Raw genomic sequence first — 24,877 nt, 5'->3', positions numbered from 1 at the left:
GCACGACTGCCGCGACGGATCCTAGGAACGCTTCACCCTTGCTCGGACAGACACCCCGGCGCAGGCGATCACCGCAGCACCTCCCAACACCGTTGGCCAGGTGAGCTGTTCATGCAGCAGCAATGCCGCCCAGCAGATGCTCAACACCGGCTGGACCAGCTGGACCTGGCTGACCTGAGCCATCGGGCCAATGGCCAATCCCCGGTACCAGGCGAAAAACCCGAGGAACATACTCACAACCCCAAGATAGGCGAGCGCACCCCACTCGGCCGCGGTACCCGTCTGCGGCTGGCGAACCGCCGCGACAACCGTCAGGGCGACCATCAGCGGAGATGCGAGAACCAGGGCCCAGGAAACGGTCTGCCACGCACCAAGCTCCCGCGCCAGCAGTCCTCCTTCCGCGTACCCTATGGCTCCTGCAACCACGGCTCCGAAGAGCAACAGATCCGACCAGTGCAGCCCGCCCAACCCGCCGCCGTGAAGGGATGCAAACAGCACTACTGCGACTGCCCCCGCAGAAGCCATAACCCAGAACAGCAACGGCGGGCGCTCATGGCCGCGCAGCACAGCAGCTATGGCGGTGGCAGCCGGCAACAGCCCCACGACAACGGCACCGTGATTGGCCGGAGCTGTTGTGAGTGCGAAGGAGGTCAGAAGGGGGAACCCGAGGACCACACCGCCGGCAACCGCTGCCAGCCGGACCCACTGCCGGCCGTGCGGAAGAATCTGTTTGGTGAACGCGAGCGCCGCCGCGGCCAGTACTGCCGCAATTACTGCCCGGGCCGAGCCGATGAACAGCGGGGAGAGCCCTCCGTCCTCCACCGCCATCCGGGTGACCGGCAGGGTCACGGAAAAGGCGGCAACCCCCAGCAGCCCCCAGCCGAGGCCGGAGCGAAGGCTGGGTACGCGCTGAACGCCGGATCCAGAGCGAAGGTCGTGTCCGCGCAGAAGACCGGGACTGGAGCTACGGCTGGAGCCTAGGCCGTTACCGGATAGCGGTGGTGTACTAGGAGGAGTAGCGCTATTATGCTGTGACATGTCTCACGATAGCAGTAGTGCCCGGATTGTTGCAGGTCTTCGCGCCTGGATTTCGACTGCGTCACCTGGGGCCATGCTTCCCTCCAGCCGGGCCCTGGTCGCCCAGTACGCAGCCAGCCCGGTCACCGTACAAACGGCCCTGCGCACGCTCACGGCCCAGGGCCAGATCGAGACCCGTCCCGGCGTCGGAACCTTTGTCCGGGCTGTCCGCCTGGCCCGCCCCCGCGACTACGGCTGGCAGACGGCGGCACTGGGATCCCCGCCGGCACGTTTTCCACAGCTCTCAGCCGCCCTGCGGATGGCACCGAACGATGTCATCGACCTGCACTCGGGCTACCCGGACCGCGAGCTCCTCCCCGAACGGCTGCTCCGCACCGCTTTTTCGCGCACCGCCCGCAGTAATTCCGTGGTGAGCCGCTCCCCCGCGGCGGGCCTGCCCGAGTTGCAGGCCTGGTTCGCAGCGGAACTCGAAGCAGCCGCCCCCGCTGGAATCATGCCCCCGGCGCCCAGCGACGTCGTCGTCCTCCCCGGGAGCCAAAGCGGCCTCAGTACCGCCTTCCGCGCACTCGTGGGCGCTGGACGCCCCCTGCTCATGGAATCCCCCACCTATTGGGGCGCCATTCTCGCTGCCGCGCAGGCCGGCGTGGAGGTGATTCCCATCCCCAGCGGCGCCAACGGTCCCGACCCGCAGGAGCTGATCCGTGCGTTTGAACTGACCGGAGCACGGGCGTTCTATGCCCAGCCGACCTTCGCCAATCCCACGGGTATCCAGTGGTCGCCGGGTCTGGCCGGCGAGGTGCTCGACGTCGTCCGGCGGTTTGGGGCGTTCCTGATCGAGGATGATTGGGCGCACGACTTCGGCATCACCGAGGATCCCTCACCGCTGGCGGCACGTGATGACAGCGGGCACGTGGTGTACCTGCGGTCGCTGACCAAGAGCGTCTCGCCGGCCGTCCGGGTTGCCGGCATTGTTGCGCGTGGCCCGGCGCGCGAACGGATTCTGGCCGATACGCACGCACAGTCGATGTATGTCAGCGGCCTGCTGCAGGCGGTAGCGCTCGACGTCGTCACGCAACCGGGGTGGAAAACCCACCTGCGGGGCGTGCGCCAGCAGTTGGCCGGGCGCCGCGACCTGCTCGCCGCCGCCCTGCGGGAGCACGTGCCCGACGCCGAACTGGAGGTGCTGCCGCGAGGCGGCCTGAACCTCTGGCTCCGGCTGCCCGATGCGACCGACCTGCCGCGGCTCGTTCGGGACTGCGAGAACGGCGGCGTCCTGGTCGCCGCCGGGAATGAATGGTTCCCGGCCGAATCGACCGGCCCCTATCTGCGCCTGAACTACTCCGGACCGAATCCGGGCGCGTTTCCCGAAGGAGCAAGTACTATCGGCCAGGCGCTGGCAGCGCAGCAGCAGTAGCCGATCCCATGGGCTGCAGGCCGCCCATCTAGACTTGCAGGCATGGCATTACCGTCGGCGGATCACCGCTCCCAGCACCAGCAGCCCCGCCGTGCCCCCACTTCTACACCACCCGGATCCAGCCGACTCCGGACCCGGACAAGCGCACTCTGGCTCGGTTTGGGGCTCCCCGCCGCGCTGGTGCTGGTGGTCCTCGGAGCGCAGATCCACGGCCTGGACTTCACCGTCTACCGCGAGGGCGCCCGGGCGTTCCTGGGCATGGGCGAGCACCGGCTCTACGATCCGGCCCTGGTCCAGACCGACACGCGCGGCCTGCCCTTCACCTATCCGCCGTTTGCCGCACTCCTGCTGACACCGTTCGCCGTGCTGCCCGAGGCCGTGGGGCTGGTGCTGGTCACGGCGACGTCGTGCCTGTGCCTGGTGCTGACCGCCATCCTGGTCGCCCGGTATCTGCGCGATAACACCGTGCTGCCGGAACGGATAACCGCAGCGCTCGGCGGCTCCGCCGGCGTCGTCGTGCTGGCAACGCTGCTGATCGGCGTGCTGGGACCATGGCGCGAAGGCCTGGGCTTCGGGCAGATCAATCCGATGCTCATGGTGCTGATCGTGGCGGACCTGATCCGCCCCGCCGGCCGCGTTCCGCGCGGGATCCTGATCGGTCTGGCTGCCGGCATCAAGCTCACGCCGCTGGCCTTCGGCCTGGTTTTCCTGGTCCGCCGGGACTGGCGGGCCATCCTCACCATGGGCCTCACGTTTGCCACCACTGTGGCCGCGGGCTGGCTGGCGTCACCGGAACAGTCGCGCATCTTCTGGCTCAGTGCGCTCTCCGATGCCAGCCGGGTCGGCGACACCACTGACATGTACAACGTGTCGCTGAACTCGCTTCTCGCGCATCTGGGCACCCCGGAGGCGCTGCAGCGTCCGCTGTGGCTGCTGGCCTGCGCCGCCGTCGTCGTCCTCGGTTTCCTGGCGATTCGCCGGTCCGATGCGCGCGGCGACATGCTGGCAGCGATCAGCGCGAACGCCGTGGTCATGCTCGCGATCTCGCCGATTTCCTGGTTCCATCACTGGGTCTGGATCGCCCTGGTCCTGCCTGCCCTGTGGGTCAGCGTACGACGACGCCGGGCCGGGGCCCGTGGCCCGGGCATCGCCTTGGGGGTGGTCATGGTGCCGGTGTTCATGCTCTCCTCGGTCACCATCACCATGATGCTGACCGGCGTGGTGAGCGGGCATGGGCCGGCGGCACTGGAACTGTTCACCAGTCTTGGCGTGATCCTGCCGGTCGCTGCGTTGGGTTTCTGGGCAACAGCTCCGCTGGGGCCATCCGTCAAAGAGCAGCAGCGCGCCTAGTCCAGCACCACCGAAACGTGCCGGAGCCAGCGGGCGACGACGGCCAGTTCCTCGGCGCTGAAGCCGTCGGTGATCTTCCCGTTCAACTCGTTCAAGGCGGACTGTACGACGCCGAGCGCAGCCTTCCCCTCAATGGTCAGGTTCACGCGGATGGTGCGGCGGTCCACCGCATCCGGCGCCCGGGTGATGAGCCCTGCCTTCTCCAGCCTGGAGAGCAGCCCACTCAGCCCGGCAGGAGAGGCATCCACGGCTTCAGCCACCTCGCCGGTGCTTGCCCCCGGATGCCCCATCAGATGCAGCAGTACTCCGGCGGCCGACGCACTGATGCCTCGATCGCCGCCCCGGGAGCTGATCCAGCGGCGCAGCCGGCGCTCCGCGGTGAGTGTCAGGAAGATCAGTCGTGGAGCCCGCTTCCGGCCGCCACCACTCCCAACACCGGCGGGCACGCCCGGCCCGTTCCGGGCCCCGCGGCTTCCATCGCTCATGGCCGGGCCGCGATCCGGCCCTCCAGCCAATCGAAGACCTCCGGCCAGAGCTTCTCACGGGCCCCGCGCCGGAAGAAGCCCATGTGCCCGATCGTTGCCATCCCGCCGTCGTCGGGCGTGTAGGTGCGCCGCTGCACCCCGGCGTTGGGAAGACGCCCGTAGATCGCGTCGATCTGCTGCGGGGTGGCCCACGGGTCGTCAGTGAAGCCGATCGACAGCACCTCGGTCTCCACCTTGGCGGCGCAGACGGCGGCATCCATGCTCGGGTCGTCGAAGAAGTAGTTCGGACGCCGGGACCAGCGGCTCCATTCCAGCATGGCGCCGCCCGGCATGTCCTCGCCCAGCCCGATTTTCCGCCCGGGCACCATGCCCAGCACCCGGCCGGTAAGCGGCCCGAGGACCCGCAGCACCAGACCGACCCGCAGCCGTTCCTTCGGATCAATGATGGTCTTGGTGACGCCGGCATGAGAGGCCACGGCGACGAAGCCCAGCAGCCCGTCCGAACCGTTGTTCAGCGCCATGGCATGGCCGCCCAGGCTGTGCCCGACGGCGAGCTGCGGCACCTCGGGGAACCGGCCGGCCATCCAGGACGCGGCGGCCGGAACATCCTGCTGCATCCAGTCGCGTATCCGCAGCCTGCGGTTGGCCCGCGGATCGCCCGAGGCGCCGGTGCCGCGGTAGTCATAAGTGAGGACGGCATATCCGTGCTCCGCCAGGTACTCCGAAAAGCCGGTGTAGAGCCGCTCGGCCACCGCGGTGGCGGGATGGACGACGACGGCGGCGCGGGGCGCGTCGTCGGCCGGAAGGCGCAGCGTGCCGGCGATGGCACCCCCGGCAGGGACGGGAATACTGACTCGTTCGGATGTGACCGCTGCCACGCTGTTATTTCGCATGCGAAGTAATCTACACGGGACTGTGCGTTCGGGATACCCCTCGGCCAAGCGAGGATCGAAGGATCAGTCCGTCATGCGGCCAACAATCGAAATCTTGCCCAGGTCATCAGACCGGGCCAGGTCTCCGGTGCGGAACCAGCCGTCCGAAACAGCCTGGCTACCAACCCACAACCGGAAAAGGGGTCAGTAGCTGGCTCCACCCGGGCGACCGGAAGCTAACATGAACATCACTGTCCATATTGGGAGGTACACGGGATGTCCGATACTCGGGCCACGCGCGGAACGGCCAGTGATGCCGCACCCGCCGCCGGCAAACGGGCGGATGCGCGCCGCAACGTCGAGGCCATTGTGCAGGCTGCCACCCGCCTGCTGGCCGCTGATCCGGATGCCAGCGTCAACGACATCGCCAAGGCCGCCGGGGTTGGCAGGGTCACCCTGTACGGCCATTTCGACTCCCGGACGACGCTGGTGCGCGAGGTGGCGGACCGCGCCATCCGGCACACGGATCTGGTGCTTTCCGGAGAGAATTTCGACGGCGACGCGCGGGAAGCGCTCGGTCGGCTGCTGGAGATGACCTGGCACCTGACCCACGAATTCGGTGCGCTGGTGGTGGCAGCCACGGGCACGCTGCCGCCGGAGGAGATCCGCCGCGTGCACGAGGAACCGGCCGCGCGGGTGCGGATGCTGCTCGAACGCGGACGGGCAGCCGGCCAGTTCTCGGACAGTGTGCCCATTGAATGGCAGGTCAGCCTGATCCAGGCGATCCTGCATGCCGCCTCTGCCTCCGTGCAGCGTAGTGAAATCACGGCCGACGACGCCCCGGGCCTGGTGCGGACCACCGTCCTTGCGGCCCTGGCCGGCTGATCCTGCCGGCTTCTTCGCCGCTGTTCCGGGAACTCGAACACCTATGTTCGAAAAACTCTTGTTGTACACCGGTGTACGAGTTACGTTGGGCGAGCATCATCTTCCAACGCACTGAGAGGGGTGTTTGGGATGCAGGATTTCGACAACTCGAAACCGGGAAAGACCAATCCACAGCCTGAGGCGGCAGAGGCGCACCTGCCAGACCCGCCACCCGGGACGACGCCGCCCGGGACGACAGAGTCACAGCCGCAGACCGCGGCGGTGAAGCCGGATGCCCGCCGCTGGCGAACCCTCTGGCTGCTGGGCGTCGCCCAGCTGATGCTGGTCGTGGATGTCACTGTGGTGGCCATCGCGCTGCCGGACATGCAGGCCGATCTGGGACTCGACCGGGCCGGACTGGCCTGGACCGCAAGCGTTTACGCCCTGGCATTCGGCGGACTGATGCTGCTGGGCGGGAAAGCCGCCGACATCCTCGGGCCGCGCCGGGTGGTGCTCTTCGGACTCGGCCTGTTCATCGCCACTTCACTGCTGGCAGGCCTGGCGACCGGACCGGTGCTGCTGCTGCTGGCGCGGGCCCTGCAGGGGGTGGGTGCGGCAGCAATGTCGCCGGCCGCCCTCTCGGTGATCGCACGGACCTTCACCGGCGATGACCTGTCCCGCGCACTCGGGGTCTGGTCCGGACTCGGCGGTGCCGGCGCGGCAATCGGCGTGCTCCTGGGCGGCGCACTCACGTCCGGGCCGGGCTGGCCATGGGTGTTCTATGTCAATGTGCCGGTGGGGCTGCTCCTGCTGGCCGGGCTGCTGCGGTGGGTCCGCCCCCTGCCGGGCTCGGGCGGACGGCTCGATGTCCTCGGTGCGGCCCTGGTTACGGCGTCGACGTCGGCGGTGGTGTACGGCCTGGTCTCCGCCGGAGATTACGGCTGGATCAGTGCACCCACGCTGATCGCCGGCGCGGCCGGGGTCCTGGGCTACGTGCTGTTCTGGCGGCGGATCCGCACTGCCGGCGCACCGCTGGTGGATCCGGCAATGCTGCAGCGCAAGCCGGTGCTCCTCGGGCTGGGCCTGATTTTCATTGCCACGGCACTGATGATCTCGGTGTTCTTCCTCGGCTCGTTCACCCTGCAGGAGCTGCACGGCTTCAGCGCCCTGGAAACCGGGCTCTCCTTCCTGCCGGTCGCGGTCGGCACGATCGTCGGTTCCAACCTGGCCGGCCGGGTGGTTCCAAGCTGGGGTGTCCGGGCCGTCTACGCGACAGGCCTGTTGATTGCGGCCGCCGGGCTGGCAGCGGCCGCCGGAATTTTCTCCATGACCGTGCTGGTTATCGGCATCACCGTATCCGGGTTCGGTATCGGCGCGGTGTTCGTCGCTGCGGCAGGTAGCCTGTTCTCCGCAGTCCAGCCGCAGGAAGCCGGCGTCGCATCTGCCGCACTGAGCACCTTCCACGAGTTCGGTGCTGCTGCGGGCGTCTCGACGGTCTCCAGCATCGCGGCGGCTGCATTGCTGGTTCCCGGCTTCGCGGCGTTCGCCCCGGGCTACTGGTTCGCCGCCGCTGTCGCCGTGGCAGCCTGCCTCGGTTCACTCGCCTGGCCGCGGAATCCGGCGGCTGCACAGGCCGGCTAAGTACAGCTAGCTGTCATCAGCCCCGTCACCGCCGGCGGGGCTGATGACGGCGTCCGGCCAGCACCGGCGGTGGTATCAGCGCCGGCGCCGGCTACCAGTGGGCGCGCGCGCTACTCCGCCGCTTCCAGTGCCCGCACCCGGGTCCGGAAGCGCAGGGGCGACTCCCCCACGCTGCGCTTGAACGCGGTACTGAAGGCACTCTCAGAGGAGAAACCCAGCTCCAGTGCCAGCGACCGGATCCGGGCATCACCGGAGCGGAGTTCCCGCTGCGCCACGAGCATGCGCCAGTTATTCAGATAGGACCGCGGCGGAGTGCCGGCAACCTCGCGGAACCGTTCGGCGAAAGCGGTGCGGGACATGGCGGCCGCGCCAGCCAGCTCCTCCAGGCTCGGAGGCCTGGCTCCCTGGGTGTGGATCAGCGTGAGCGCGGGCCGGAGCCGTTCGTCCGCGAGCAGTTTCAACCAGCCCCGCGGCAGTTCCGCACTGACCATGAAGGCCCGGAGCACCTGAAGCAACAACAGCTGTCCGTATTGGCGTGCCGCGAAGTCGGACCCGATCCGCCGTCCGGAAACCTCCTCGAACAGCGCCTTGATGAGGCCGTGCAGGTGCGGCGCGGCGTCGGTACCGGAGCGGATGTGCGCCACGGGCGGCAGGGCCTGCAGGAGCAGTTCCCTGCCGGTGGCATTCACGGCCACGCGTCCGCCGATCACGATGTCCTCGGTGCCCGGAGCGCCTTCCCCCACCTTGACGAACGTTCCGCTGGCCGGCGGTTCCAAACGCAGCGGCGCGGCGTCGCCGGTGCCGCCTTCCAGCTTGAGCCAGCGGCGGCCGTTGAGGAGCGCGACGTCGCCGGCGTCCAGGAGCAGTGGCGTGTCCGAACCATCCGTCGACAGACGCATCCTGCCCTGTACAACCGCGAAAAACTTCAGATCCTCATCGAGACTGCTCTCGGTCTTCCACCGGCCGGACACCGCAGTGCTGCCCGAAATAATGCTCCTGACCTCGATGAGGTCGAGCACTTCCGATAGCCGGTCAGTTGTCATGTTTGTACTCTAGGGCAAGAAGTACGGACTTTTCATTATTCCAAGTACAACCAGTGGCGGGCAGACTGAAAGTGCCTTCCCGGTCGGGTCGGCTGCATTTAGCTGCATTTTCTGTAGGAGACCCATGAATGAGCACATGATTGCCCTCGTCACCGGCGCCAACAAAGGCATCGGCCGCCAGATCGCCGGACAGCTGGCCGGGCTCGGCCACACTGTGGTGGTGGCGGCACGGAACGCCGACGCCGGTGAACGGGCTGCGGCGGAACTGCGCGCCGACGGCGGCACCGCCGTCGCCGTCGTCCTCGACGTCACCGACCCCGCCTCGGTGGCAGCGGCTGCTGACGCGGTGAAACGCCAATTTGGGCGGTTGGATGCCTTGGTGAACAACGCCGGGATTGTGGCCACGCCGGGTGTCAGCTTTGCTGCCCAGCAGCCGGGATCGGCCGAGGTGGACGAGATCCGTTCCGTCTTTGAGACCAACTTCTTCGGGGTCATTTCCGTGACGGCGGCCTTCCTGCCCCTGCTGCGCCTCTCCGAGACACCCCGGATCGTCAACGTGTCCAGTGTTGCCGGGTCGCTGGCTGCGGTTTCCGATCCGGCCGCGACAGACCCGATCGCCGCCGGGTACGCGCCTTCCAAAACTGCCCTGACCTCGCTGACACTGCAGTATGCCAAGGGGCTGGCGCCGGAGGGCATCCTGGTCAACGCGGTCTGCCCGGGCTTCGTGGCCACGGACCTGAACGGGTTCCGGGGCACCCGCACTCCGGCCGAGGGAGCCACTGCCGCAGTGCGGATGGCCACCATCGGTGCAGACGGTCCCACCGGCACCTTCACCGACGAGGACGGTCCCCTGCCCTGGTAGCAGCCGGGGCCGTGGTAGCAGCCGGGCGACCGGCCTGCGGCAGATCCGCCCCGGTATCCAGCCGGCGGCGTCTCGGGTTTCAAACCCGCAGCGTCTTCTAGCCGGGGCCGCAGGCTCCTATCCTTTGTGCCATGCCGCATCTGCCGCGTCCGCCCCTTTCCGCTGCACGCATCTCGGATGAAACGCACCGGGTCACCACCTTCGAGCTGTTCTTTGACCTGGTGTTTGTGTTCGCCTTCACCCAGGTCACCGAATTCATGGTGCATGAGCATTCCTTCCTGGGGGTGCTGCAGGGAATGGTCATCCTGGTTCTGCTCTGGTGGTCCTGGGCGCCCTTCTCCTGGCTGGCAAACCAGGCACACGCCGATGAAGGGCTGATGCGCTTCGGGCTGTCCGTCGTCATGGTGGCGGTCTTCATGGCTGCGCTGGCCATTCCGGAAGCCTTCAACGACCTCGACGGCGGCCTCCACGGTCCGCTGGTGCTTGCCCTGATGTACGCTGCGGTCCGCGTCCTGCACCTCCTCCTGTATGTGTATGCGGCCGGGAACGATCAGCCGCTGCGGCGCCAGATCGCCAAGCTGACCGTCGTCGCCGTTCTGGGAGCGGCGCTGGTCATCACCGGCGCGCTGCTGGGCGGAACCGCGCAGACCTGGTTCTGGCTGGCCGGGATGGTGCTGGACACCACCATCACCTTCCTGATCTCGCGGCACGGGAACTGGCGGATCCACTCCGCTGTTCACTGGACCGAACGGTACGGGCTGGTGGTGATCCTGGCACTGGGCGAATCGATCGTGGCCATCGGTGTCGGCGCTTCCCAGGTACCCGTTAGTGTTCCGGTGCTGGCCGGGGCTGCGGCAGGCATCTGTCTCTCCATTGGCCTGTGGTGGCTCTATTTCGATGTCACGGCGATCGCGGCCGAGCACCGCTTTGCGGCGCTGCGCGGAACCGCCCGGTCTTCTGCCGCCGTGGAGGCCTACACCTACCTGCACCTGCCGCTGGTCGCCGGGATCATCCTGGCGGCGCTGGGCGTGGAAGAGGCCCTGGCGCATGTGGAGGAGAACAAGCCCCTGGGGCAGCTCGGGTCTTTCGCCCTGTTTGCCGGCCCCGCCCTGTACGTGCTGAGCAGTACCGCGTTCTGGCGGCGGATGGGCGGCCGGTGGAAGAAATGGCGTCTCGGAACCGGGGCGCTGCTGCTCGTCCTGCTGGCCGTCCGTCCTCCGCTGACTTCCCTGGCGGCCCTGATCCTTGTCGCCGTCGTCATAGCCGTAGTGGTTGGCCTGGAAAGCGTGCGCTACGCCGTGGCGAGGGGCCGCATCCGGGGCATGAACGCGGCAGGATCTGCGGAGTAGGCGTGGTTGACCATGACTAATAATGCGGACCGGACCGTGGCGGTGTCCCTGCCCTTCACCGGCAAATGGAAAGTCGAGAACAGTCCGCTGCGGCGCGTGCCCAGCCACGGCACGCATCTGCTCGCGACCACCTATGCCATCGATTTTGTGGGGGTCGACGACGACGGCCGGACGGCTCCGCGCGTCAGCTGGCGGACGGCGTTCGCCACCGAGGCGCCGGAACTGTTCTTCGCCTTCGGCCGTCCGATCCTGGCGCCGGTCACCGGGAAAGTCGTGGCGGTGCACGACGGCGAACCGGACCATGAGGCCCGACGGTCCCAGCTGGCCCTGGTCCCCTACCTGCTGGGGCAGCAGGAGCGGCTGCGTCAGGGAACCGGGGCAATCGCCGGGAACCACATCCTCATCGCTGCGGACGACGGCGGCGCGGTAGTGGGCGTGATGCACCTGCGGGCCGGTTCGCTCCGGGTGGGCGCCGGCCGGCATGTGAGCGAGGGCGAACATATCGGAGACTGCGGGAACTCCGGGAATTCTACCCAGCCCCACGTGCATGTTCAGGCCATGGACGGCAGGGATCCGTGGACCGCCCGCGGGCTGCCGCTGGTTTTCCGGTCCTTCGGCGAGAAGCCCGCCCGCGGCAGCACGTTCATCACACGTGCGAACATGCTGCCGCAGGAAGGCTCCATCGTGGAGGCGCAGTGAGGACCGGATCTAGCTCCGGGGCTCCGCGTACACGGCGTCATCGGTGGAGACTGCGTCATCCGTGGAAACTCCGCGGCGCTTGTCGAAGATCGTTGCTCCGACCTCCTGCTCCGCCTGGTTCCGGATCGACAGGTCGATGCCCGGACGGTCGCGCAGCATCATGGTTGCGGATGCGGCGAGGATGACCATCAGCAGCAGGTAACCGGACACCGCCGTCGTCGAACCCGTGGCCGCCACCAGTGCCTGCGCAATGGTCGGGGCGAAGGCCCCGCCAATGATGGCGCCGAGGGCGTAGGAGACCGAGACGCCGGAGAAGCGGATCGAGGCCGGGAAGATTTCGCTGTACCAGGCGGCCTGCGGGCCGTAGGTCAGGCCGAGGCCGACGGTGAACAGGGCCATGCCGAGGAACAGCATGCCGAGGTCGCCGGTGTTGATCAGCCAGAACAGCGGGTAGACGGTCAGTGCCAGGCAGGCGAACCCGATCAGGTACGTCTTTTTGCGGCCGATCCTATCTGCCATGAACCCGCTGACCAGGGTGAAGACGAACCACAGGGCGGCCGAGCCCGAGACGGCCAGCAGCACATCGGTGCGGTCCAGGGCCACGACTCCGTCGGGATTGGTGGAGTAGTTCAGGATGAACCCGCCGGTGGTCATGTAGCCGGCGGCGCTGTTGCCCGCGAACACCAGAGCGGCCAGGATAACCAGCTTCCAGTGGTTCTTCATCAGCTCCACGATGGGCATCTGCGTCTGCTTCTTCTTCTCGGCGATTTCCTCGAAGACCGGGCTTTCGCTCACGGACATCCGGACCAGGAAACCGACCACGATCAGCACGATGCTCAGCAGGAACGGCAGGCGCCAGCCCCACTCGATGAACTCGTCGCCCGGCGAGATAACGCCGGTCATCAGCGCGGTGACGCCCGAGGCCAGCAGCATGCCCAGCGGCACACCCAGCTGCGGGAAGGAGCCGAAGAGGCCGCGCTTGTTCCGCGGGGCATGCTCCACGGACATCAGCACCGCGCCGCCCCATTCGCCGCCGGCGGAAATGCCCTGGATGATGCGCAGCAGCACCAGCAGGATGGGCGCCCAGATGCCGGCGGTGGCGTGGGTGGGCAGCACGCCGATGAGCGTGGTGGCCCCGCCCATCAGGAGCAGGGTCAGTACAAGCATGGCCTTGCGGCCGATCTTGTCGCCGTAGTGCCCGGCCAGGAACGCGCCGAGCGGGCGGAACAGGAAGCTCAGGCCCACTGAAGCGAAGGTGACCAGGGTGGCGAATTCCTCGCCGGCGGGCTTGAAGAAGAGCTGGGAGAAGACCAGCCCGGCAGCCGTGGCGTAGATGAAGAAGTCGTACCACTCAACGGTGGTGCCGATCAGGGTGGCCACGGCCACCTTGCGGGTGTCGTTCGGTTTGGAGCGCGGTTTGGTGCCAGGGGTTGAGTGCGGGGTGGAGTGGGGGGTTCCGGGAACGGATGCCATGAAAATCCTTGTTAGTAACTCGCGCGGACGTCGTCGTCCGCGGTGGGGATGTATTTCGCGGCCAGGGCTTCGCTGCCGCGGGCCAGGAGGGCGACGTCGGCGCCGACCAGGATGAAGTCCACGCCTGCCTCGAGGTAGCGGCGGGCGGTGGCCTCGGCAAACGCGTTGACGCCTACCGGTTTGCCGGCGGCCTTCACGGCACGGATGCAGTGCTCGACGGAGGCAACCACCTCCGGATGGTCCTGCTGGCCGAGGTGGCCCATGGACGCGGCCAGGTCGGAGGGGCCGATGAAGAGCCCGTCCACGCCGTCGACGGCGGCAATGGCCGAGACGTTCTCCACCGCTGCGGCGGTTTCGATCTGGACCAGGAGCGTCACGGTCTGCGCGGCGTTCTCCAGGTATCCTTCGATCCGGTTCCAGCGCGAGGCCCGGGCCAGGGCGCTGCCCACGCCGCGGATGCCCTGCGGCGGATACCGTACGGCGCGGACCAGTTCGGCGGCCTGTTCCGGAGTGTCCACCATCGGGATCAGCAGGTTCTGCGCGCCCAGGTCCAGGTACTGCTTGAGCAACACCGGATCGCCCGACGGCGGACGGACCACCGGCATGGCCGGATAGCCGTGGATCGCCTGCAGCTGGGCGAGCAGGGATTCCAGCCCGTTGGGGCTGTGCTCGGCGTCGATGAGCAGCCAGTCCAGGCCGGAGCCGGCACAGATTTCGGCCACCAGCGGGCTGCCGGAGCAGACCCACATGCCGGCCTGCTGCCGGGCGCTGCCGGCAGAGTTGCCGTCACCGTCAGCTCGTCCGGCGGCCAGGCGTGCGCCGAAGGTTTCAGCGGCTTCTACTCGAATCGGCATGTGATGCTCCCCAACGGTCCGTAGTCTGCGTGCACGGTATCCCCCTTGTAGACCCACATGGGGCGGGTGAAGGATCCGGCCAGGATGATTTCTCCGGCTTCCAGCGAGGTGCCGTGGGCGGAGAGTTTGTTTGCGAGCCAGTAGACGCCGGCGGCCGGGTGGTTGAGGACGCCGGCGGCGACACCGGTCTCCTCGATGCCCTGGTTGCGGTAGAGCAGGGCCGAGACCCAGCGCAGGTCCACATCGGCGGGCCGCACCGGGTTTCCGCCCACCACCATGGCGCCCATTGCGGCGTTGTCGGAGATGGTGTCCACGATGGTGCGCCCCTCCATCTGGATCCGCGAATCCAGGATCTCCAGCGCCGGCACCACGTAGTCGGTGGCGTCCAGGACGTCGAAGATGGTGCAGCCCGGCCCGGAGAGCGGCTTGCCCAGCACAAAGGCCAGTTCCACCTCCACCCGCGGGTGGGTGTAGGCATCCCATTCCAGGGTGGCGCCGTTTTCCAGCACCATGTCATCGAGGATGACGCCGTAGTCGGGCTCGGAGATGCCGGTGGCTGCCTGCATCGCCTTGGAGGTCAGGCCGATCTTGTGGCCGGCCAGCCGGCGGCCGGAGCCGAGCATCCGGTCCCGCCACACGTTCTGCACCGCGTAGGAGTCCTCGATGGTCATCTCCGGATAGCGGGCGGTGAGCAGCGGCACCGGTGTCCGGGTCCGCCTGGCTTCGAGCAGTTCATCGGCCACCGCTTCGATGGTCTGGGTATCAAGCATGGTTCTGCTTCCTTGCTGTCCGTGTGGAACTCGTCCTGTTGGAAGGTGTCCTGGTGGAACCGGTGCGACGACGGCGCTCCCCCGGCGCCGTCGTCGTACCGGTTTTAGAGCTGCGAACCGACCTTGAACCCCTTTTCCCCACCCTTTTCGCCGGGCTCGCGGGTGTAGGAGAAGCCGTCGGCGCCGATGGTGACCTCCATTTCGGAGCTGTCCGTCCGCTTGGTCAGCGGCTGCGGGTTGCCGTCCAGGTCCAGGACCAGCGAGGCCTCGGTGTACCAGGAGGGAACAACGGCGTTGCCCCACCAGTCGCGGCGCTGGTTGTCGTGCACGTCCCAGGTGACGGTGGGGTTGTCCGGATCGCCGGTGTAGTAGTCCTGGGTGTAGATCTCGATGCGGTGGTCATCCGGATCCAGGATGTAGAGGTAGAACGCGTTGGAAACGCCGTGCCGGCCGGGGCCGCGCTCGATCCGGTCCGAGATGCGCAGGGCGCCCATCTTGTCGCAGATCTGGATGATGTTGTGCTTTTCGTGGGTAGCGAAGGCCACGTGGTGCATCCGCGGGCCGTCGCCGCCGGTGAGGGCGGTGTCATGCACGGTCTGCTTGCGGTGCATCCAGGCCGCGTAGGTCACGCCGTCGGAATCCTTGATGTCCTCGGAAACGCGGAAGCCCAGGTCCTCCAGGTAGGCGCGGCCGCGGGGAACATCGGGGGTGACCTGGTTGAAGTGGTCCAGGCGCACCAGCTCGCCGGCGGAGTAGAGGTCGTAGCGCTGGGTCAGTCGCTCCACATGGTCCACGTGGTAGAAGAACTCGTACGGGAAGCCCAGCGGATCCTCGACCCGGACCGAGTCGCCCACGCCCTTGGTGAAGCCGCCGGAGCGGCGTTCGGTGCGGCAGCCCATTTCCTTGTAGTAGGCCTCGGCCACGTCCACATCCTCGGGGGTGCGCACGCGGTAGGCGAAGGAGGCGACGGCGGCGATGGGGCCCTTGCGCAGCACCAGGTTGTGGTGGATGAACTCCTCGAAGGAGCGCAGGTAGATGGCGTCGTCGTCCTCTTCGGTGATGTGCAGGCCCAGGACATCCACGTAGAACGCGCGGGACTTGGCCAGGTCGGTGACGATCAGTTCCATGTAGGCGCAGCGGACAATGTCCGGCGGCGCGATGGACGGAGTGGGGGCCGGGTTGGGATTGATGGCTGAAACGCTCATGGGGTTGCTCCTTTGCAAACTGCGGGAAAGAACTGCGGGTTGGGGAAAGCCGGGTTAGCCGTCAACCTTGGCGGCGTCGTCGGTCCCGAACTTGGGGGTGTGGACCTTGCCCAGGGTGATGTGCACGGCCTGCTGGTCGGTGTAGAAGTCGATGGAGCGGTAGCCGCCCTCATGGCCCAGGCCGGAGGACTTCACGCCGCCGAAGGGGGTGCGCAGGTCGCGGACGTTGTGGCTGTTCAGCCACACCATTCCGGCCTCCGTGTTCTGCGCGAAGTTGTGCGCGCGGGTGAGGTCCTGCGTCCAGATGTAGGCGGCCAGGCCGTACTTGGTGTTGTTGGCCAGTTCCAGGGCTTCGGCTTCGGTGTCGAAGGGAGTGATGGCGACGACGGGGCCGAAGATTTCCTCCTGGAAGATCCGGGCGTCGGGGGCGACGTCGGCGAAGACGGTGGGGGCAATGTAGTTGCCCTCTTCCAGGCCTTCGGGGCGTCCGCCGCCGGCGAGCAGGCGGCCTTCGGTCTTGCCGATCTCCACGTAGGAGGCAACCTTCTTGAAGTGCTCGGGGTGCACCAGGGCGCCCACCTGGGTCTTCGGGTCATGCGGGTCGCCGACGACGATGGTCTTGGCGCGGGCGGCGAAGCGCTCGCAGAACTGGTCGTACACCGGGCGTTCCACCAGGATGCGGGAGCCGGCGGTGCAGCGTTCGCCGTTGAGCGAGAACACGCCGAACAGGGCGGAATCGAGGGCGGCGTCCAGGTCCGCGTCGGCGAAGATCACGCAGGGGCTCTTGCCGCCGAGCTCCATCGACATGCCCTTGAGGTTCTCTGCGGCGTTGCGGAAGATCGTCTTGCCGGTGGTGGTCTCGCCGGTGAAGGAGATTAGCGGCACGTCCGGGTGCTTGACCAGCGCGTCGCCGGCTTCCTCGCCGAGGCCATTGACCAGGTTGAAGACACCGGCTGGGACGCCGGCTTCGGTGAAGATGTCGGCCCAGAGCGAGGCGGACAGCGGGGTGAATTCGGCCGGCTTGAGCACCACGGTGTTGCCGGTGGCCAGGGCCGGGGCGAGCTTCCAGGACTCGAGCATGAACGGGGTGTTCCACGGCGTGATGAGCCCGGCGACGCCGATCGGCTTGCGGTTCACGTAGTTGATCTGGGCGCCGGGGACCTTCATGGCGTCGTCGAACTGGGCCACGATCAGGTCGGCGAAGAAGCGGAAGTTCTCCGCCGCCCGCAGGGCCTGGCCCTTGGCCTGGGTGATGGGCAGGCCGGTGTCGAAGGTTTCCATTTCGGCCAGGCGTTCTTCCTGGGCTTCCACGGCGTCGGCGATCTTGTTGAGGATGCGGGCGCGCTCACGCGGCTTCATCTTCGGCCACGGACCGTTGACGAAGGCCTCGCGGGCGGCAACGACGGCGGCGTCGATGTCTTCCTTCTGGCCTGCGGCGGCGGTGGCGTAGGTCTTGTTCGTAACCGGATCCAGGACCTCGAACGTGGCGCCGTTCACGGAGTCCACGAACTTGCCGTTGATGAAGTGCTGGATATGGGTCGGGAGGTTCTCGGGAATGAAGTGTTCAGCCATGGGATTTCCTCTTTCTTGGTGACTTCTTGGTGCGTGGGAGGTTTTGCGGTTCCGGGGTCTTAGATCGGTGACGGGGGCTGGTTGCTCTGGGCCAGGAACGCATTCAGGGTGTTGGTGCGGTGCGCGCGGGCAGCGTGCTCGACGTCGGGCGCCGGGGCACCTGCTTCGATCAGCTCCAGCAGCGCGTCGTGTTCGGCCACCGAAGCGTGCGCCCGGCCGGGTACGTACCGGAAGGTGGACGTGCGCATGCTGCTGAGGCGGAACCAGCCGCGGTGCACCAGGTCCAAGATGTGCGGATTGGGGCACCGGGCGTAGAGCAGGGCGTGGAACTCGGTGTTCAGGGCGGTGAAGCGGACCGGGTCGAAGTCCGCCAGGACCCCGCGCATCTGCTCATTCAGCTCCCGGGCTTTCGCCAGTTCCCCGCTGCTGATCCCGGGCGCCGCCAGGGCGGTGGCTGCGCCTTCGATGATGCTCAGCGTCTGCATAGTGTGCAGGTACAGGTCCGGATCGATGCCGGCCACGGTGGCGCCGACGTTGCGTTCGAAGTGCACCAGTCCCTCGGCTTCGAGCCGGCGGATGGCTTCCCGGACCGGAACCACGCTGAACCCCATGTCGTTGGCGATGCTGCTCAGGACCAGGCGGTAGCCCGAACCCATGTCGCCGCCAAGGATCTGCCGCTTGAGCCGGACGTAGGCCTGCTCCGATTTAGAGCCGGCTTCGGCCCCGCTCATGGAGCCAGTGCTGCCGGAGCCGGCTTCGGCGGCGCTCATGCCTGTTCCGCCGCCCAGGCCTCGTACTTTTCCTTCCAGGCTGCGTTCATCGGGTACAGGCCGTCGACGCTGTGGCCGGCCTTGACCATTTCGGCGATGAACTCCTCCTGGTGTTCCTGGACGATGCAGGCCTGGACCAGTTCCTCGGCGATGGCCGGCGGGATGACCACAATGCCGTCGTCGTCGGCCACAATAATGTCCCCGGGCTGGATGGTGGCGCCGCCGCAGGCAATGGTGATGTCGGTGTCCCAGGGGATGTGCTTGCGGCCGAGCACGGCGGGGTGCGGGTTGGCGCAGTAGACGGGCAGGTCAAAGCTGGCGACGGTGGAGTAGTCGCGGACGCCGCCGTCGGTGATGATGCCGGCGGCGCCGTTGTGCAGGGCGCGCAGGGCAAGGATGTCGCCCAGGGTGCCGGTGCCCTTTTCGCCGCGGGCTTCCATGACCAGAATCTCGCCATCGCGGACGGAGTCGATGGCGCGCTTCTGGGCGTTGTAGCCGCCGCCGTGGGACTTGAAGAGGTCCTCGCGGTTGGGCACGAAACGCAGGGTGCGGGCGGTGCCCACCACCTTGCGGCCGGCCTTGGTGCCGCTGAGGCCATCGATGGAGACGTTGTTCAGCCCGCGGGCGCGCATCTGCGAGGACAGGGTTGCCGTGGCCACCGATTCCAGCTTGGCCTTCAGCTCGGGGGTGAGGGCCGACGCCGGTTCCTGGCTGTCCTGCGGGGCGAGGCCGGCCTTTTCGGCGGAGCCCCAGGCTTCTTCGCGCTGCTTGTCGTCAATCTTGGGCTGCGCGCCGAAGGTGGCCAGCGCCGTCGTGCCCTCGGTGACGGTGGTGGTGAGACGGCCTGTAGTTGCTCCGGTGGCGGGGACGTCCACTTCGATTTCCAGGACGTCGCCGGGGACGGCCACTGAGGCGCCGGCGGGCGTGCCGGTGAGGATCATGTCGCCCGGCTCCAGGGTGAGCAGCTGGGAGAGGTCGGCGACCAGCTGCGCGAAGGGGAAGAGCAGGTCGGCGGTGGTGTCATCCTGGGCGAGGGCGCCGTTGATCCAGGTGCGGACGCGCAGTGCTGCGGGATCGACGTCTGCGGCGTTCAGGATGGCCGGGCCGACCGGAGTGAAGCCGTCGCCGCCCTTGGAACGGAGGTTGGAGCCCTTGTCGGCCCAGCGCAGGTCGTACACGCCGAGGTCATTGCTGGCGGTCACTCCCCCGACGTAGCTCCAGGCGTCCTCGATGCTCACGCGGCGGGCGGTCTTGCCGATGATCAGGGCAATCTCGCCTTCGAAGCCGAGCAGTTCACAGCCGGCGGGGCGTTCCACGCTGCCGCCGGTCAGGGCCAGCGAGGAGCCGGGCTTCAGGAAGTAGGAGGGCTGTTCCGGGGTGCGTCCGCGTTCTGCTGCCCGCGAGGGGTAGTTGATGTGGACGGCAATGACCTTGCCGGCCTGCTTCAGCGTGTCCGTGGTGGCTACGTTGCTCGGGGACATGTCTCTCCTGAATGAAGTACGAAATCGTATATTATCTAGAGTGCCATGTGGTCCGGGTCACGTCAAGGAGCTAGGTTCGCGCTGCCCCTGCTCTTCGGGCAGTCACGGTAGTACTAACCCGCACATCGCGAAATTAGTGGCAAGCGGAGGGCGGAGCTATGCTTCTCCTGCCGAGTGCGCCGCGGAACTGCGGCACCGACCTTCTGGGGGAGATTGCAATGAGTTACCGAAACAAGACCTACGTAGCGTTCGCCAGCGAAGATATCTCGTCATACAGGCTTATGGAAGCTTGGCGGGAAAACAAAAACATTGATTTCAACTTCTACGATGCTCATGATCTTTATGTTTCGCGTGACACCAGCCGTCCAGAAACCATCAAGAGGAACCTCCGGGAACGAATGAAGAATGCAAAACAGCTGGTTCTCCTGGGGAGCACGGCAGCCAAAACCAAAGGTGGAAACGGGATCTCTTTTCTGGCCTATGAGCTTCAGGTGGCCCTGGAGTTCAACCTCCCCATCGTCGTCTCCCACCTTGATGGCTCGCGCAAAGGCAACAGCGCCAATTACCCAAGGCCTCTGTCCGCCGCAAACTACCACACGATCTCAGTCTCCTTCCAACCGAAGATCATCAAATACGCGCTCGACAACTATGCCGCCACGTACGCCAGCAGCGCCACTAAAGGTGAAAGAATCTACAACGCAGACGTCTACTCATCCTTGGGATTGTAAAATACACTTATGAACATAACTTTACCAAGGCGAGCTAAAACTTGGGGCAAAAACTTCTTAGCCGCACTTGGCGTTAGTGCGATCCCGATCGGCATCCTAGCGCCCTTGGCCCCGAGGTGGTTGGAGGGAGCCTGGTGGCTAATCCTTGTAGTAGTTGGAGCGGCCGCAATTTGGGCCTGCTGGAGTTTGCGGGCACGACCTATTCAGCAAATCTATCCAGAGAATGTCACTATCCGACTAGTTATAGGCGACTTGTTCGATCAAAACGCCAGCGCTGTAGTCGGGATGACCACCACTTTCGACACCGCCGTGCCTGACGTTATCGCAAGGAGCAGTGTTCAAGGAAGTTTCTTACACCATGTATACGCCGGATCGCAGCACACGCTAGACAACGACCTTGAAAAGGCACTGCGCTCTGTAGAACCGATAGGGAGCATCAACAAACTAGGGAAGCAAACCATCTATCCCGTTGGCACAGTTGCTACCCTCAGCCCGCCGGGGGGAATTCGCTACTACTGTGCGGCATATTCAAGCATGGACGGGCAGAACAAGGCCACGGGTACAATCCGAGGCATTCTCGATAGCCTGGACGAATGTTGGGAGCAGGCGGACATCCATGGTAACGGTGCCCCAATCTGTGTTCCCCTAATCGGGCAAGGACAGTCGCGAATTTCGGAGCTGACGCCGGAAATTGCTGTTCGATTGATAGCCTTTTCGTTCTTACTGTGCACCAAGCGAGCTCGGTTTTCAAGTGAGCTCCGAATCGTTATTCACGAGGACGAGGAGAGTAAAATAAACATGCCGGAATTCCAAGCATTTTTATCCTCGTTGGTGGCCTAATGACTGAGTCAAACCTCGATCTCCCTGAGGACAACCCCTGCGCCTTCTGTGATTACCTCAGCGGCAGAAGACCCTTCACCATTCTTTGTCGATCAACCTTAGTGGCGGTCCTCGTAACTAGGGACCAAAGGGGCATTGGCCATCTCCTCGTCATTCCCACTCGGCACTACCCAACACTACTGGAAGCAACCGCGGAGGAACGACATGCCCTCATAGACACTCTTGCTGCTGCTGCCGCCGCAATCGACGACAGGTACGAGCGTCCAGGGATTGCCATTTGGCAGAATAATGGAACCGCTGCGCACCAAGCCATCGGACATCTTCACTTCCACGTTGCGGGCACTTTGCCCGGCGGGGGTACGGACTTCGGAGAAGTGCCCGAGCTCAGCATCGCTCAAACGGATCAGATCGCCCGTGAACTTTCAGAGTCCCATAAATTACCGATCTGCGAACGCTGACTCGTTGCTGGCGGCGTCAAGCCAGACAACCAACCGATTCAAGCAGCGCAAACGATGCGACGGCGTCTTGTCGATCCTAGTAACCGATCACGCTGTGACGTCTCCCGCGATTTTGGACTCATAATCAAGGAGATCCTTTATTGCGACTCCGTAACTGGAAAGCGTGTCACTGAGCCTTCTCGTCAGATTGGCATATTGTTTTTCCAGCCGAGCGAGGCGCGTAGGCGATACTTCACCATTGGCTGATATTGCGTCTTCACCTTCGTCCCATTGGTCCTTAACGCCAAAACTGATACCTAAGCCCAGCGCACACTCTTCCAGAGTTGACGTCTTAAGGATAACGCCAGGGGTTGGCTTGCCGCCCATGAACCGCAGGTCGGCTACGACCGAAGATTGCAGCATGTCCTGAAGCAACTTTACGTACAGCCGATCTTCGGAGGTACCAACGGTTCGAAGGATTTGTTCTGCGATTACCTCTACCCGCTCATTGACTTCCTTCAGGACCTCCAAGGTGTCCACGACTTCCGCCTCCGTAGCATCCTTTGTCAGGTATCCATGCATCATCGAAGCCCACTGGTTCCGCAAATACCTTTCGATATCCGCTGCTGAGCTGAATGCAACCAGTGCGTTGTTGGCAGCTCGCCCCTGAACGGATTCTATGAATTCAAAAATCTTGGGGCTGTCTGCGTTCGGGAATAGCATCTGTTCAATAACGGCCGGCTTGTCGGCGTTCACTCTATAGAGCTGATAATCGTTATATGTCCCCTGTTCCACGAGCGCAAATACCGGGATCTGTTTTTCAACAGCCGCTTGAAACTCACCATTTGTCACAGATTCACCCGTGTTGGGGACTTCATGTCCGAACCGTCCGCCGATCAGGAGTACAAGTATGTCTGCGTTCACTACTTGCCTTAGGCAAGATTCCGCAGCGCTTACCTTTGGGTCATAAAACACCGTCCCTTCCTCACTGAGCACGGGTGAATATCCCAGGTCGGTGACGAATCTTTTCAGCGCTTCTCGCGCATATTTTAGGTCGTAAAATGTGGAACTGATAAAAACGGTGGGTACGGCCATGCCTTGTTGCCTTCGGATCTCGAGGAGTCATTCATCTTACAGATTTAGAGCACATTACGTTCTAGAGCGTTAGGGCGACGAGGTGGGCCGCCGACCTGGCCCTGCGGCCGGGGTATGCCACTAGCCTGCCCGCTAATTCGCGGATGAGTCGTTCCGTCCGCTACTTAACGGAGGCCTGATTTCTTGGGTAGTGAACGGCATGCCGCGTGGAGGCCAAAGATGTAATGATCCTCGGCTTCTGTGGGCGGTGCTCTCCCCCGTCATTCTTGGATATACATTACCGCCAGAATTCGGTCTTTCAAAAAAACCTGTTGTAACGATGGGTAGTTCCCGGTCGTAAAAGCACTAAGCTTGCCGCACCAGCGAAATGCAACTACAACGAGCAGACACCAATACGCTTCGCTGATATCAGAGGAACGGCCAAACGCGTTCATCATGGGCGGGGTCCCGATTGTGTACTGGTGGACCCTTGATGTGTCCCCGTTACCTTTTTCATAGCCCGTTCCTGATGCAGGATATGGGTGTGTTGGCCGGTCGCTTCCGGCATGGTTTTTGCCCCCAGTCACCCATGATCCGGGGGTTGTTGCCACCGGAACCGACATGGCGGCCGGTGGATCGCTAATAGAGGCACGACGACGGGTCCTTCGTAACGTGGATGCGACTTCTGCCGCCCCTGACCAGCCAACGCGTCAGTCTCAGCACGAGCTACCGGGGGTAATCATGATCTTGGAGCAAGAGAGCATCGACGTTCTCGTAGGCCTGGACGTCGGAAAAACAGGGCACGATGCCGTGGCACCGAACCGGGCCGGGAAGAAGCTCTACGACAAGGCCCTGCCGCAGGACGAAACCAAAATCCGGGACGTCCTCACCAAACTCACCGGCCACGGGAAAGTCCTGGTTGTCGTGGATCAGCCAGCGACCATCGGTGCGCTGCCCGTCGCGGGAGCTCAGGCCGCCGGAGCAGCCGTGGGCTACCTGCCGGGCCTAGCGATGCGCAGGATTGCTGACCTGCATCCGGGCCAGGCGAAGACCGATGCCCGCGGTGCGGCGATCATCGCTGAAGCCGCCCGGGTCCATGCCGCATACGCTGCGCCCGGTGGAACTGGACGATGAAACCCTGGCCGAACTCGGAGTGCTCTGCGGGTTCGATGACCTCCTCGCCGGACAAATCACCGCCACCAACCGGATCCGCGGACTGCTCACCCAAATCCATCCCGCGCTGGAACGGGCACTGGGACCGCACCTGGACCATCCGGCCGTGGCTGACCTGCTCACCCGCTATCCGACCCCTGCGGCGTTGAAGACCGCCGGCCGCGGGACACGTCAAAAGCACGGCTGAAGAAACACGCACCCAGGGCCGCCGAACGCCTTACCGAGTCCGTGTTTACCGCTCTTGGCGAGCAGACGGTCGTGGTCGTAGGCACCGGCGCAGCGGGGATCGTGCTGCCCAAACTGGCCGCGCAGCTACTGGCCCTGCGCCGGCAGCGCGACGAGATCGCCGCCCAGGTCGAAGCACTCGTGGAGGCCCACCCTCTTTACGAGGTCCTGACCTCGATGCCCGGCATTGGCGTCAGGACCTGCGCACGGATCCTCACCGAAGTCACCGGCAAGCACTTCGCGTCCGCCGCCCATCTGGCGTCCTACGCTGGAATCGCCCCGGTTACCCGCCGCTCGGGATCCTCGATCCGGGGTGAGCATCCGAGCCGGCGGGGCAACAAGAAACTCAAACGCGCGCTGTTCCACTCGGCCTTCGCCGCGCCCTGCATCATCCACCGGCCAGGGCGTATTACGACCGCAAACGCGCCGAAGGCAAAAGCCACAGCCAAGCAATAATTGCCCTCGTCCGGCGCCGTTCCGATGTCCTTTTCGCGATGCTCCGCGACGGAACCCTCTACGCGGACCCCGCGCCTAAGAATCTTTCCTCAGCCGCTTGACGAAAACCATAGAGGCACCCCCCCCTAATCGCGGACGAACGACGACGGCAGGACTGTCGTCCCTTTTACGGCGTAAGTTATCCAAGGGAACTAACAAAAGT

General features: G+C 65.3%; 22 protein-coding genes and 1 pseudogene. 11 read left to right on the top strand and 12 right to left on the bottom strand.

Going from position 1 to position 24,877, the window contains the following annotated elements; all coding sequences use genetic code 11:
* Positions 1-21 precede the first annotated feature (21 nt).
* Positions 22-948 (bottom strand): DMT family transporter, encoded by a 927-nt coding sequence (locus KKR91_RS08410; RefSeq protein WP_273544705.1) that lies wholly within the window; start codon positions 946-948, stop codon positions 22-24.
* An 88-nt stretch (positions 949-1,036) separates the two neighbouring features.
* Between KKR91_RS08410 and KKR91_RS08405 the strand changes: the two genes are divergently transcribed.
* Positions 1,037-2,452: an aminotransferase-like domain-containing protein gene (locus KKR91_RS08405; protein WP_210228618.1), complete on the top strand. Its 1,416-nt coding sequence runs from the start codon at positions 1,037-1,039 to the stop codon at positions 2,450-2,452.
* A 42-nt stretch (positions 2,453-2,494) separates the two neighbouring features.
* Entirely contained in the window at positions 2,495-3,802 is a 1,308-nt protein-coding gene (locus KKR91_RS08400; protein ID WP_210228616.1) for a glycosyltransferase 87 family protein, read from the top strand.
* Here KKR91_RS08400 and KKR91_RS08395 read toward each other — a convergent pair.
* Together KKR91_RS08395 and KKR91_RS08390 are read right to left on the bottom strand one after the other, a co-directional pair.
* On the bottom strand, positions 3,799-4,287 hold the full coding sequence (locus KKR91_RS08395; protein ID WP_210228613.1) for a MarR family winged helix-turn-helix transcriptional regulator: 489 nt from the start codon (positions 4,285-4,287) through the stop codon (positions 3,799-3,801). The two genes, KKR91_RS08400 and KKR91_RS08395, sit on opposite strands and share 4 nt — an antisense overlap.
* Positions 4,284-5,180, bottom strand: a complete 897-nt coding sequence (locus tag KKR91_RS08390) for an alpha/beta hydrolase family protein (protein WP_210228611.1) — start codon at positions 5,178-5,180, stop codon at positions 4,284-4,286. Before KKR91_RS08390 ends, KKR91_RS08395 begins: the two co-directional genes overlap by 4 nt.
* Before the next feature lie 255 nt (positions 5,181-5,435).
* On the opposite strand from KKR91_RS08390, the gene KKR91_RS08385 reads away from it, so the two are divergent.
* A complete protein-coding gene (locus KKR91_RS08385) occupies positions 5,436-6,044 on the top strand; it encodes a TetR/AcrR family transcriptional regulator (protein ID WP_210228609.1) in 609 nt (202 codons plus the stop codon).
* 129 nt (positions 6,045-6,173) lie between these two features.
* Positions 6,174-7,664, top strand: a complete 1,491-nt coding sequence (locus tag KKR91_RS08380) for an MFS transporter (protein WP_210228607.1) — start codon at positions 6,174-6,176, stop codon at positions 7,662-7,664.
* A gap of 110 nt (positions 7,665-7,774) precedes the next feature.
* Here KKR91_RS08380 and KKR91_RS08375 read toward each other — a convergent pair whose 3' ends face one another.
* Positions 7,775-8,707, bottom strand: a complete 933-nt coding sequence (locus KKR91_RS08375; RefSeq protein ID WP_210228604.1) for an AraC family transcriptional regulator — start codon at positions 8,705-8,707, stop codon at positions 7,775-7,777.
* A gap of 124 nt (positions 8,708-8,831) precedes the next feature.
* Between KKR91_RS08375 and KKR91_RS08370 the strand changes: the two genes are divergently transcribed.
* The 3 genes from KKR91_RS08370 (at position 8,832) to KKR91_RS08360 (ending at position 11,617) form a co-directional block, all read left to right on the top strand.
* Complete coding sequence (locus KKR91_RS08370; protein ID WP_237687552.1) at positions 8,832-9,569, top strand: SDR family NAD(P)-dependent oxidoreductase; 738 nt, start codon at positions 8,832-8,834, stop codon at positions 9,567-9,569.
* A gap of 131 nt (positions 9,570-9,700) precedes the next feature.
* Positions 9,701-10,918 carry a low temperature requirement protein A gene (locus KKR91_RS08365; protein WP_210228602.1) on the top strand — a complete coding sequence of 406 codons (1,218 nt, stop codon included), beginning with the start codon at positions 9,701-9,703 and terminating at the stop codon, positions 10,916-10,918.
* Between the two features lie 12 nt (positions 10,919-10,930).
* Positions 10,931-11,617 (top strand): M23 family metallopeptidase, encoded by a 687-nt coding sequence (locus tag KKR91_RS08360; protein ID WP_210228600.1) that lies wholly within the window; start codon positions 10,931-10,933, stop codon positions 11,615-11,617.
* A gap of 9 nt (positions 11,618-11,626) precedes the next feature.
* On the opposite strand, the gene KKR91_RS08355 is transcribed toward KKR91_RS08360, so the two are convergent.
* The 7 genes from KKR91_RS08355 to KKR91_RS08325 all read right to left on the bottom strand — a co-directional run bounded on the left by KKR91_RS08355 (position 11,627) and on the right by KKR91_RS08325 (position 19,742).
* Positions 11,627-13,090, bottom strand: coding sequence for an MFS transporter (locus KKR91_RS08355; RefSeq protein WP_210228597.1), 1,464 nt, complete (start codon positions 13,088-13,090; stop codon positions 11,627-11,629).
* 11 nt (positions 13,091-13,101) lie between these two features.
* A complete protein-coding gene (locus tag KKR91_RS08350) occupies positions 13,102-13,944 on the bottom strand; it encodes an HpcH/HpaI aldolase family protein (RefSeq protein ID WP_210228595.1) in 843 nt (280 codons plus the stop codon).
* On the bottom strand, positions 13,929-14,714 hold the full coding sequence (gene hpaH, locus KKR91_RS08345) for a 2-oxo-hept-4-ene-1,7-dioate hydratase (RefSeq protein ID WP_210228593.1): 786 nt from the start codon (positions 14,712-14,714) through the stop codon (positions 13,929-13,931). The genes KKR91_RS08350 and hpaH overlap by 16 nt, the downstream gene beginning before the upstream one ends.
* Before the next feature lie 104 nt (positions 14,715-14,818).
* Positions 14,819-15,919 (bottom strand): 3,4-dihydroxyphenylacetate 2,3-dioxygenase, encoded by a 1,101-nt coding sequence (hpaD, locus tag KKR91_RS08340; RefSeq protein WP_210228592.1) that lies wholly within the window; start codon positions 15,917-15,919, stop codon positions 14,819-14,821.
* A gap of 54 nt (positions 15,920-15,973) precedes the next feature.
* The gene (gene hpaE / locus KKR91_RS08335) at positions 15,974-17,491 is read right to left on the bottom strand and encodes a 5-carboxymethyl-2-hydroxymuconate semialdehyde dehydrogenase (RefSeq protein ID WP_210228590.1); all 1,518 of its coding nucleotides are present in this window, start codon (positions 17,489-17,491) and stop codon (positions 15,974-15,976) included.
* A gap of 59 nt (positions 17,492-17,550) precedes the next feature.
* On the bottom strand, positions 17,551-18,261 hold the full coding sequence (locus KKR91_RS08330) for a GntR family transcriptional regulator (protein ID WP_210228589.1): 711 nt from the start codon (positions 18,259-18,261) through the stop codon (positions 17,551-17,553).
* Entirely contained in the window at positions 18,258-19,742 is a 1,485-nt protein-coding gene (locus KKR91_RS08325) for a fumarylacetoacetate hydrolase family protein (RefSeq protein WP_210228587.1), read from the bottom strand. Before KKR91_RS08325 ends, KKR91_RS08330 begins: the two co-directional genes overlap by 4 nt.
* Positions 19,743-19,960: 218 nt before the next feature.
* On the opposite strand from KKR91_RS08325, the gene KKR91_RS08320 reads away from it, so the two are divergent.
* The 3 genes from KKR91_RS08320 to KKR91_RS08310 are packed head-to-tail and all read left to right on the top strand — an operon-like array spanning position 19,961 to position 21,768.
* Positions 19,961-20,470, top strand: a complete 510-nt coding sequence (locus tag KKR91_RS08320; RefSeq protein WP_210228585.1) for a TIR domain-containing protein — start codon at positions 19,961-19,963, stop codon at positions 20,468-20,470.
* A 9-nt stretch (positions 20,471-20,479) separates the two neighbouring features.
* Positions 20,480-21,310, top strand: coding sequence for a macro domain-containing protein (locus KKR91_RS08315; protein ID WP_210228583.1), 831 nt, complete (start codon positions 20,480-20,482; stop codon positions 21,308-21,310).
* Positions 21,310-21,768, top strand: a complete 459-nt coding sequence (locus KKR91_RS08310; RefSeq protein WP_210228580.1) for an HIT family protein — start codon at positions 21,310-21,312, stop codon at positions 21,766-21,768. The genes KKR91_RS08315 and KKR91_RS08310 overlap by 1 nt, the downstream gene beginning before the upstream one ends.
* Before the next feature lie 87 nt (positions 21,769-21,855).
* Here the strand turns inward: KKR91_RS08310 and KKR91_RS08305 are convergent, their stop codons facing one another.
* Positions 21,856-22,842 carry a DUF4062 domain-containing protein gene (locus tag KKR91_RS08305; RefSeq protein ID WP_210228578.1) on the bottom strand — a complete coding sequence of 329 codons (987 nt, stop codon included), beginning with the start codon at positions 22,840-22,842 and terminating at the stop codon, positions 21,856-21,858.
* Positions 22,843-23,562: 720 nt separating this feature from the next.
* Between KKR91_RS08305 and KKR91_RS08300 the strand changes: the two are divergent.
* Positions 23,563-24,776 (top strand): annotated as a pseudogene (locus tag KKR91_RS08300) (IS110 family RNA-guided transposase).
* Positions 24,777-24,877: the final 101 nt, after the last annotated feature.

The organism is Arthrobacter jiangjiafuii (assembly GCF_018622995.1).
In the GTDB taxonomy this organism is placed as follows: Bacteria; Actinomycetota; Actinomycetes; order Actinomycetales; family Micrococcaceae; genus Arthrobacter_B; species Arthrobacter_B jiangjiafuii.
The sequence above is the reverse complement of the archived record's forward strand: the minus strand, read 5'-3'. Positions and strand labels throughout refer to the sequence as shown.

Excerpts from the sequence above, each read along its gene's own strand:
- KKR91_RS08380 (WP_210228607.1), top strand. The coding sequence starts at position 6,174 with ATGCAGGATTTCGACAACTCGAAACCGGGAAAGACCAATCCACAGCCT.
- KKR91_RS08320 (WP_210228585.1), top strand. The coding sequence starts at position 19,961 with ATGAGTTACCGAAACAAGACCTACGTAGCGTTCGCCAGCGAAGATATC.
- KKR91_RS08330 (WP_210228589.1), bottom strand. The coding sequence starts at position 18,261 with ATGAGCGCCGCCGAAGCCGGCTCCGGCAGCACTGGCTCCATGAGCGGG.
- KKR91_RS08405 (WP_210228618.1), top strand. The coding sequence starts at position 1,037 with ATGTCTCACGATAGCAGTAGTGCCCGGATTGTTGCAGGTCTTCGCGCC.
- KKR91_RS08305 (WP_210228578.1), bottom strand. The coding sequence starts at position 22,842 with ATGGCCGTACCCACCGTTTTTATCAGTTCCACATTTTACGACCTAAAA.
- KKR91_RS08400 (WP_210228616.1), top strand. The coding sequence starts at position 2,495 with ATGGCATTACCGTCGGCGGATCACCGCTCCCAGCACCAGCAGCCCCGC.
- KKR91_RS08395 (WP_210228613.1), bottom strand. The coding sequence starts at position 4,287 with ATGAGCGATGGAAGCCGCGGGGCCCGGAACGGGCCGGGCGTGCCCGCC.
- KKR91_RS08355 (WP_210228597.1), bottom strand. The coding sequence starts at position 13,090 with ATGGCATCCGTTCCCGGAACCCCCCACTCCACCCCGCACTCAACCCCT.
- KKR91_RS08370 (WP_237687552.1), top strand. The coding sequence starts at position 8,832 with ATGAATGAGCACATGATTGCCCTCGTCACCGGCGCCAACAAAGGCATC.
- KKR91_RS08390 (WP_210228611.1), bottom strand. The coding sequence starts at position 5,180 with ATGCGAAATAACAGCGTGGCAGCGGTCACATCCGAACGAGTCAGTATT.
- KKR91_RS08375 (WP_210228604.1), bottom strand. The coding sequence starts at position 8,707 with ATGACAACTGACCGGCTATCGGAAGTGCTCGACCTCATCGAGGTCAGG.
- KKR91_RS08315 (WP_210228583.1), top strand. The coding sequence starts at position 20,480 with ATGAACATAACTTTACCAAGGCGAGCTAAAACTTGGGGCAAAAACTTC.
- KKR91_RS08310 (WP_210228580.1), top strand. The coding sequence starts at position 21,310 with ATGACTGAGTCAAACCTCGATCTCCCTGAGGACAACCCCTGCGCCTTC.
- KKR91_RS08385 (WP_210228609.1), top strand. The coding sequence starts at position 5,436 with ATGTCCGATACTCGGGCCACGCGCGGAACGGCCAGTGATGCCGCACCC.
- KKR91_RS08350 (WP_210228595.1), bottom strand. The coding sequence starts at position 13,944 with ATGCCGATTCGAGTAGAAGCCGCTGAAACCTTCGGCGCACGCCTGGCC.
- hpaD (WP_210228592.1), bottom strand. The coding sequence starts at position 15,919 with ATGAGCGTTTCAGCCATCAATCCCAACCCGGCCCCCACTCCGTCCATC.
- KKR91_RS08325 (WP_210228587.1), bottom strand. The coding sequence starts at position 19,742 with ATGTCCCCGAGCAACGTAGCCACCACGGACACGCTGAAGCAGGCCGGC.
- hpaE (WP_210228590.1), bottom strand. The coding sequence starts at position 17,491 with ATGGCTGAACACTTCATTCCCGAGAACCTCCCGACCCATATCCAGCAC.
- hpaH (WP_210228593.1), bottom strand. The coding sequence starts at position 14,714 with ATGCTTGATACCCAGACCATCGAAGCGGTGGCCGATGAACTGCTCGAA.
- KKR91_RS08360 (WP_210228600.1), top strand. The coding sequence starts at position 10,931 with ATGACTAATAATGCGGACCGGACCGTGGCGGTGTCCCTGCCCTTCACC.
- KKR91_RS08365 (WP_210228602.1), top strand. The coding sequence starts at position 9,701 with ATGCCGCATCTGCCGCGTCCGCCCCTTTCCGCTGCACGCATCTCGGAT.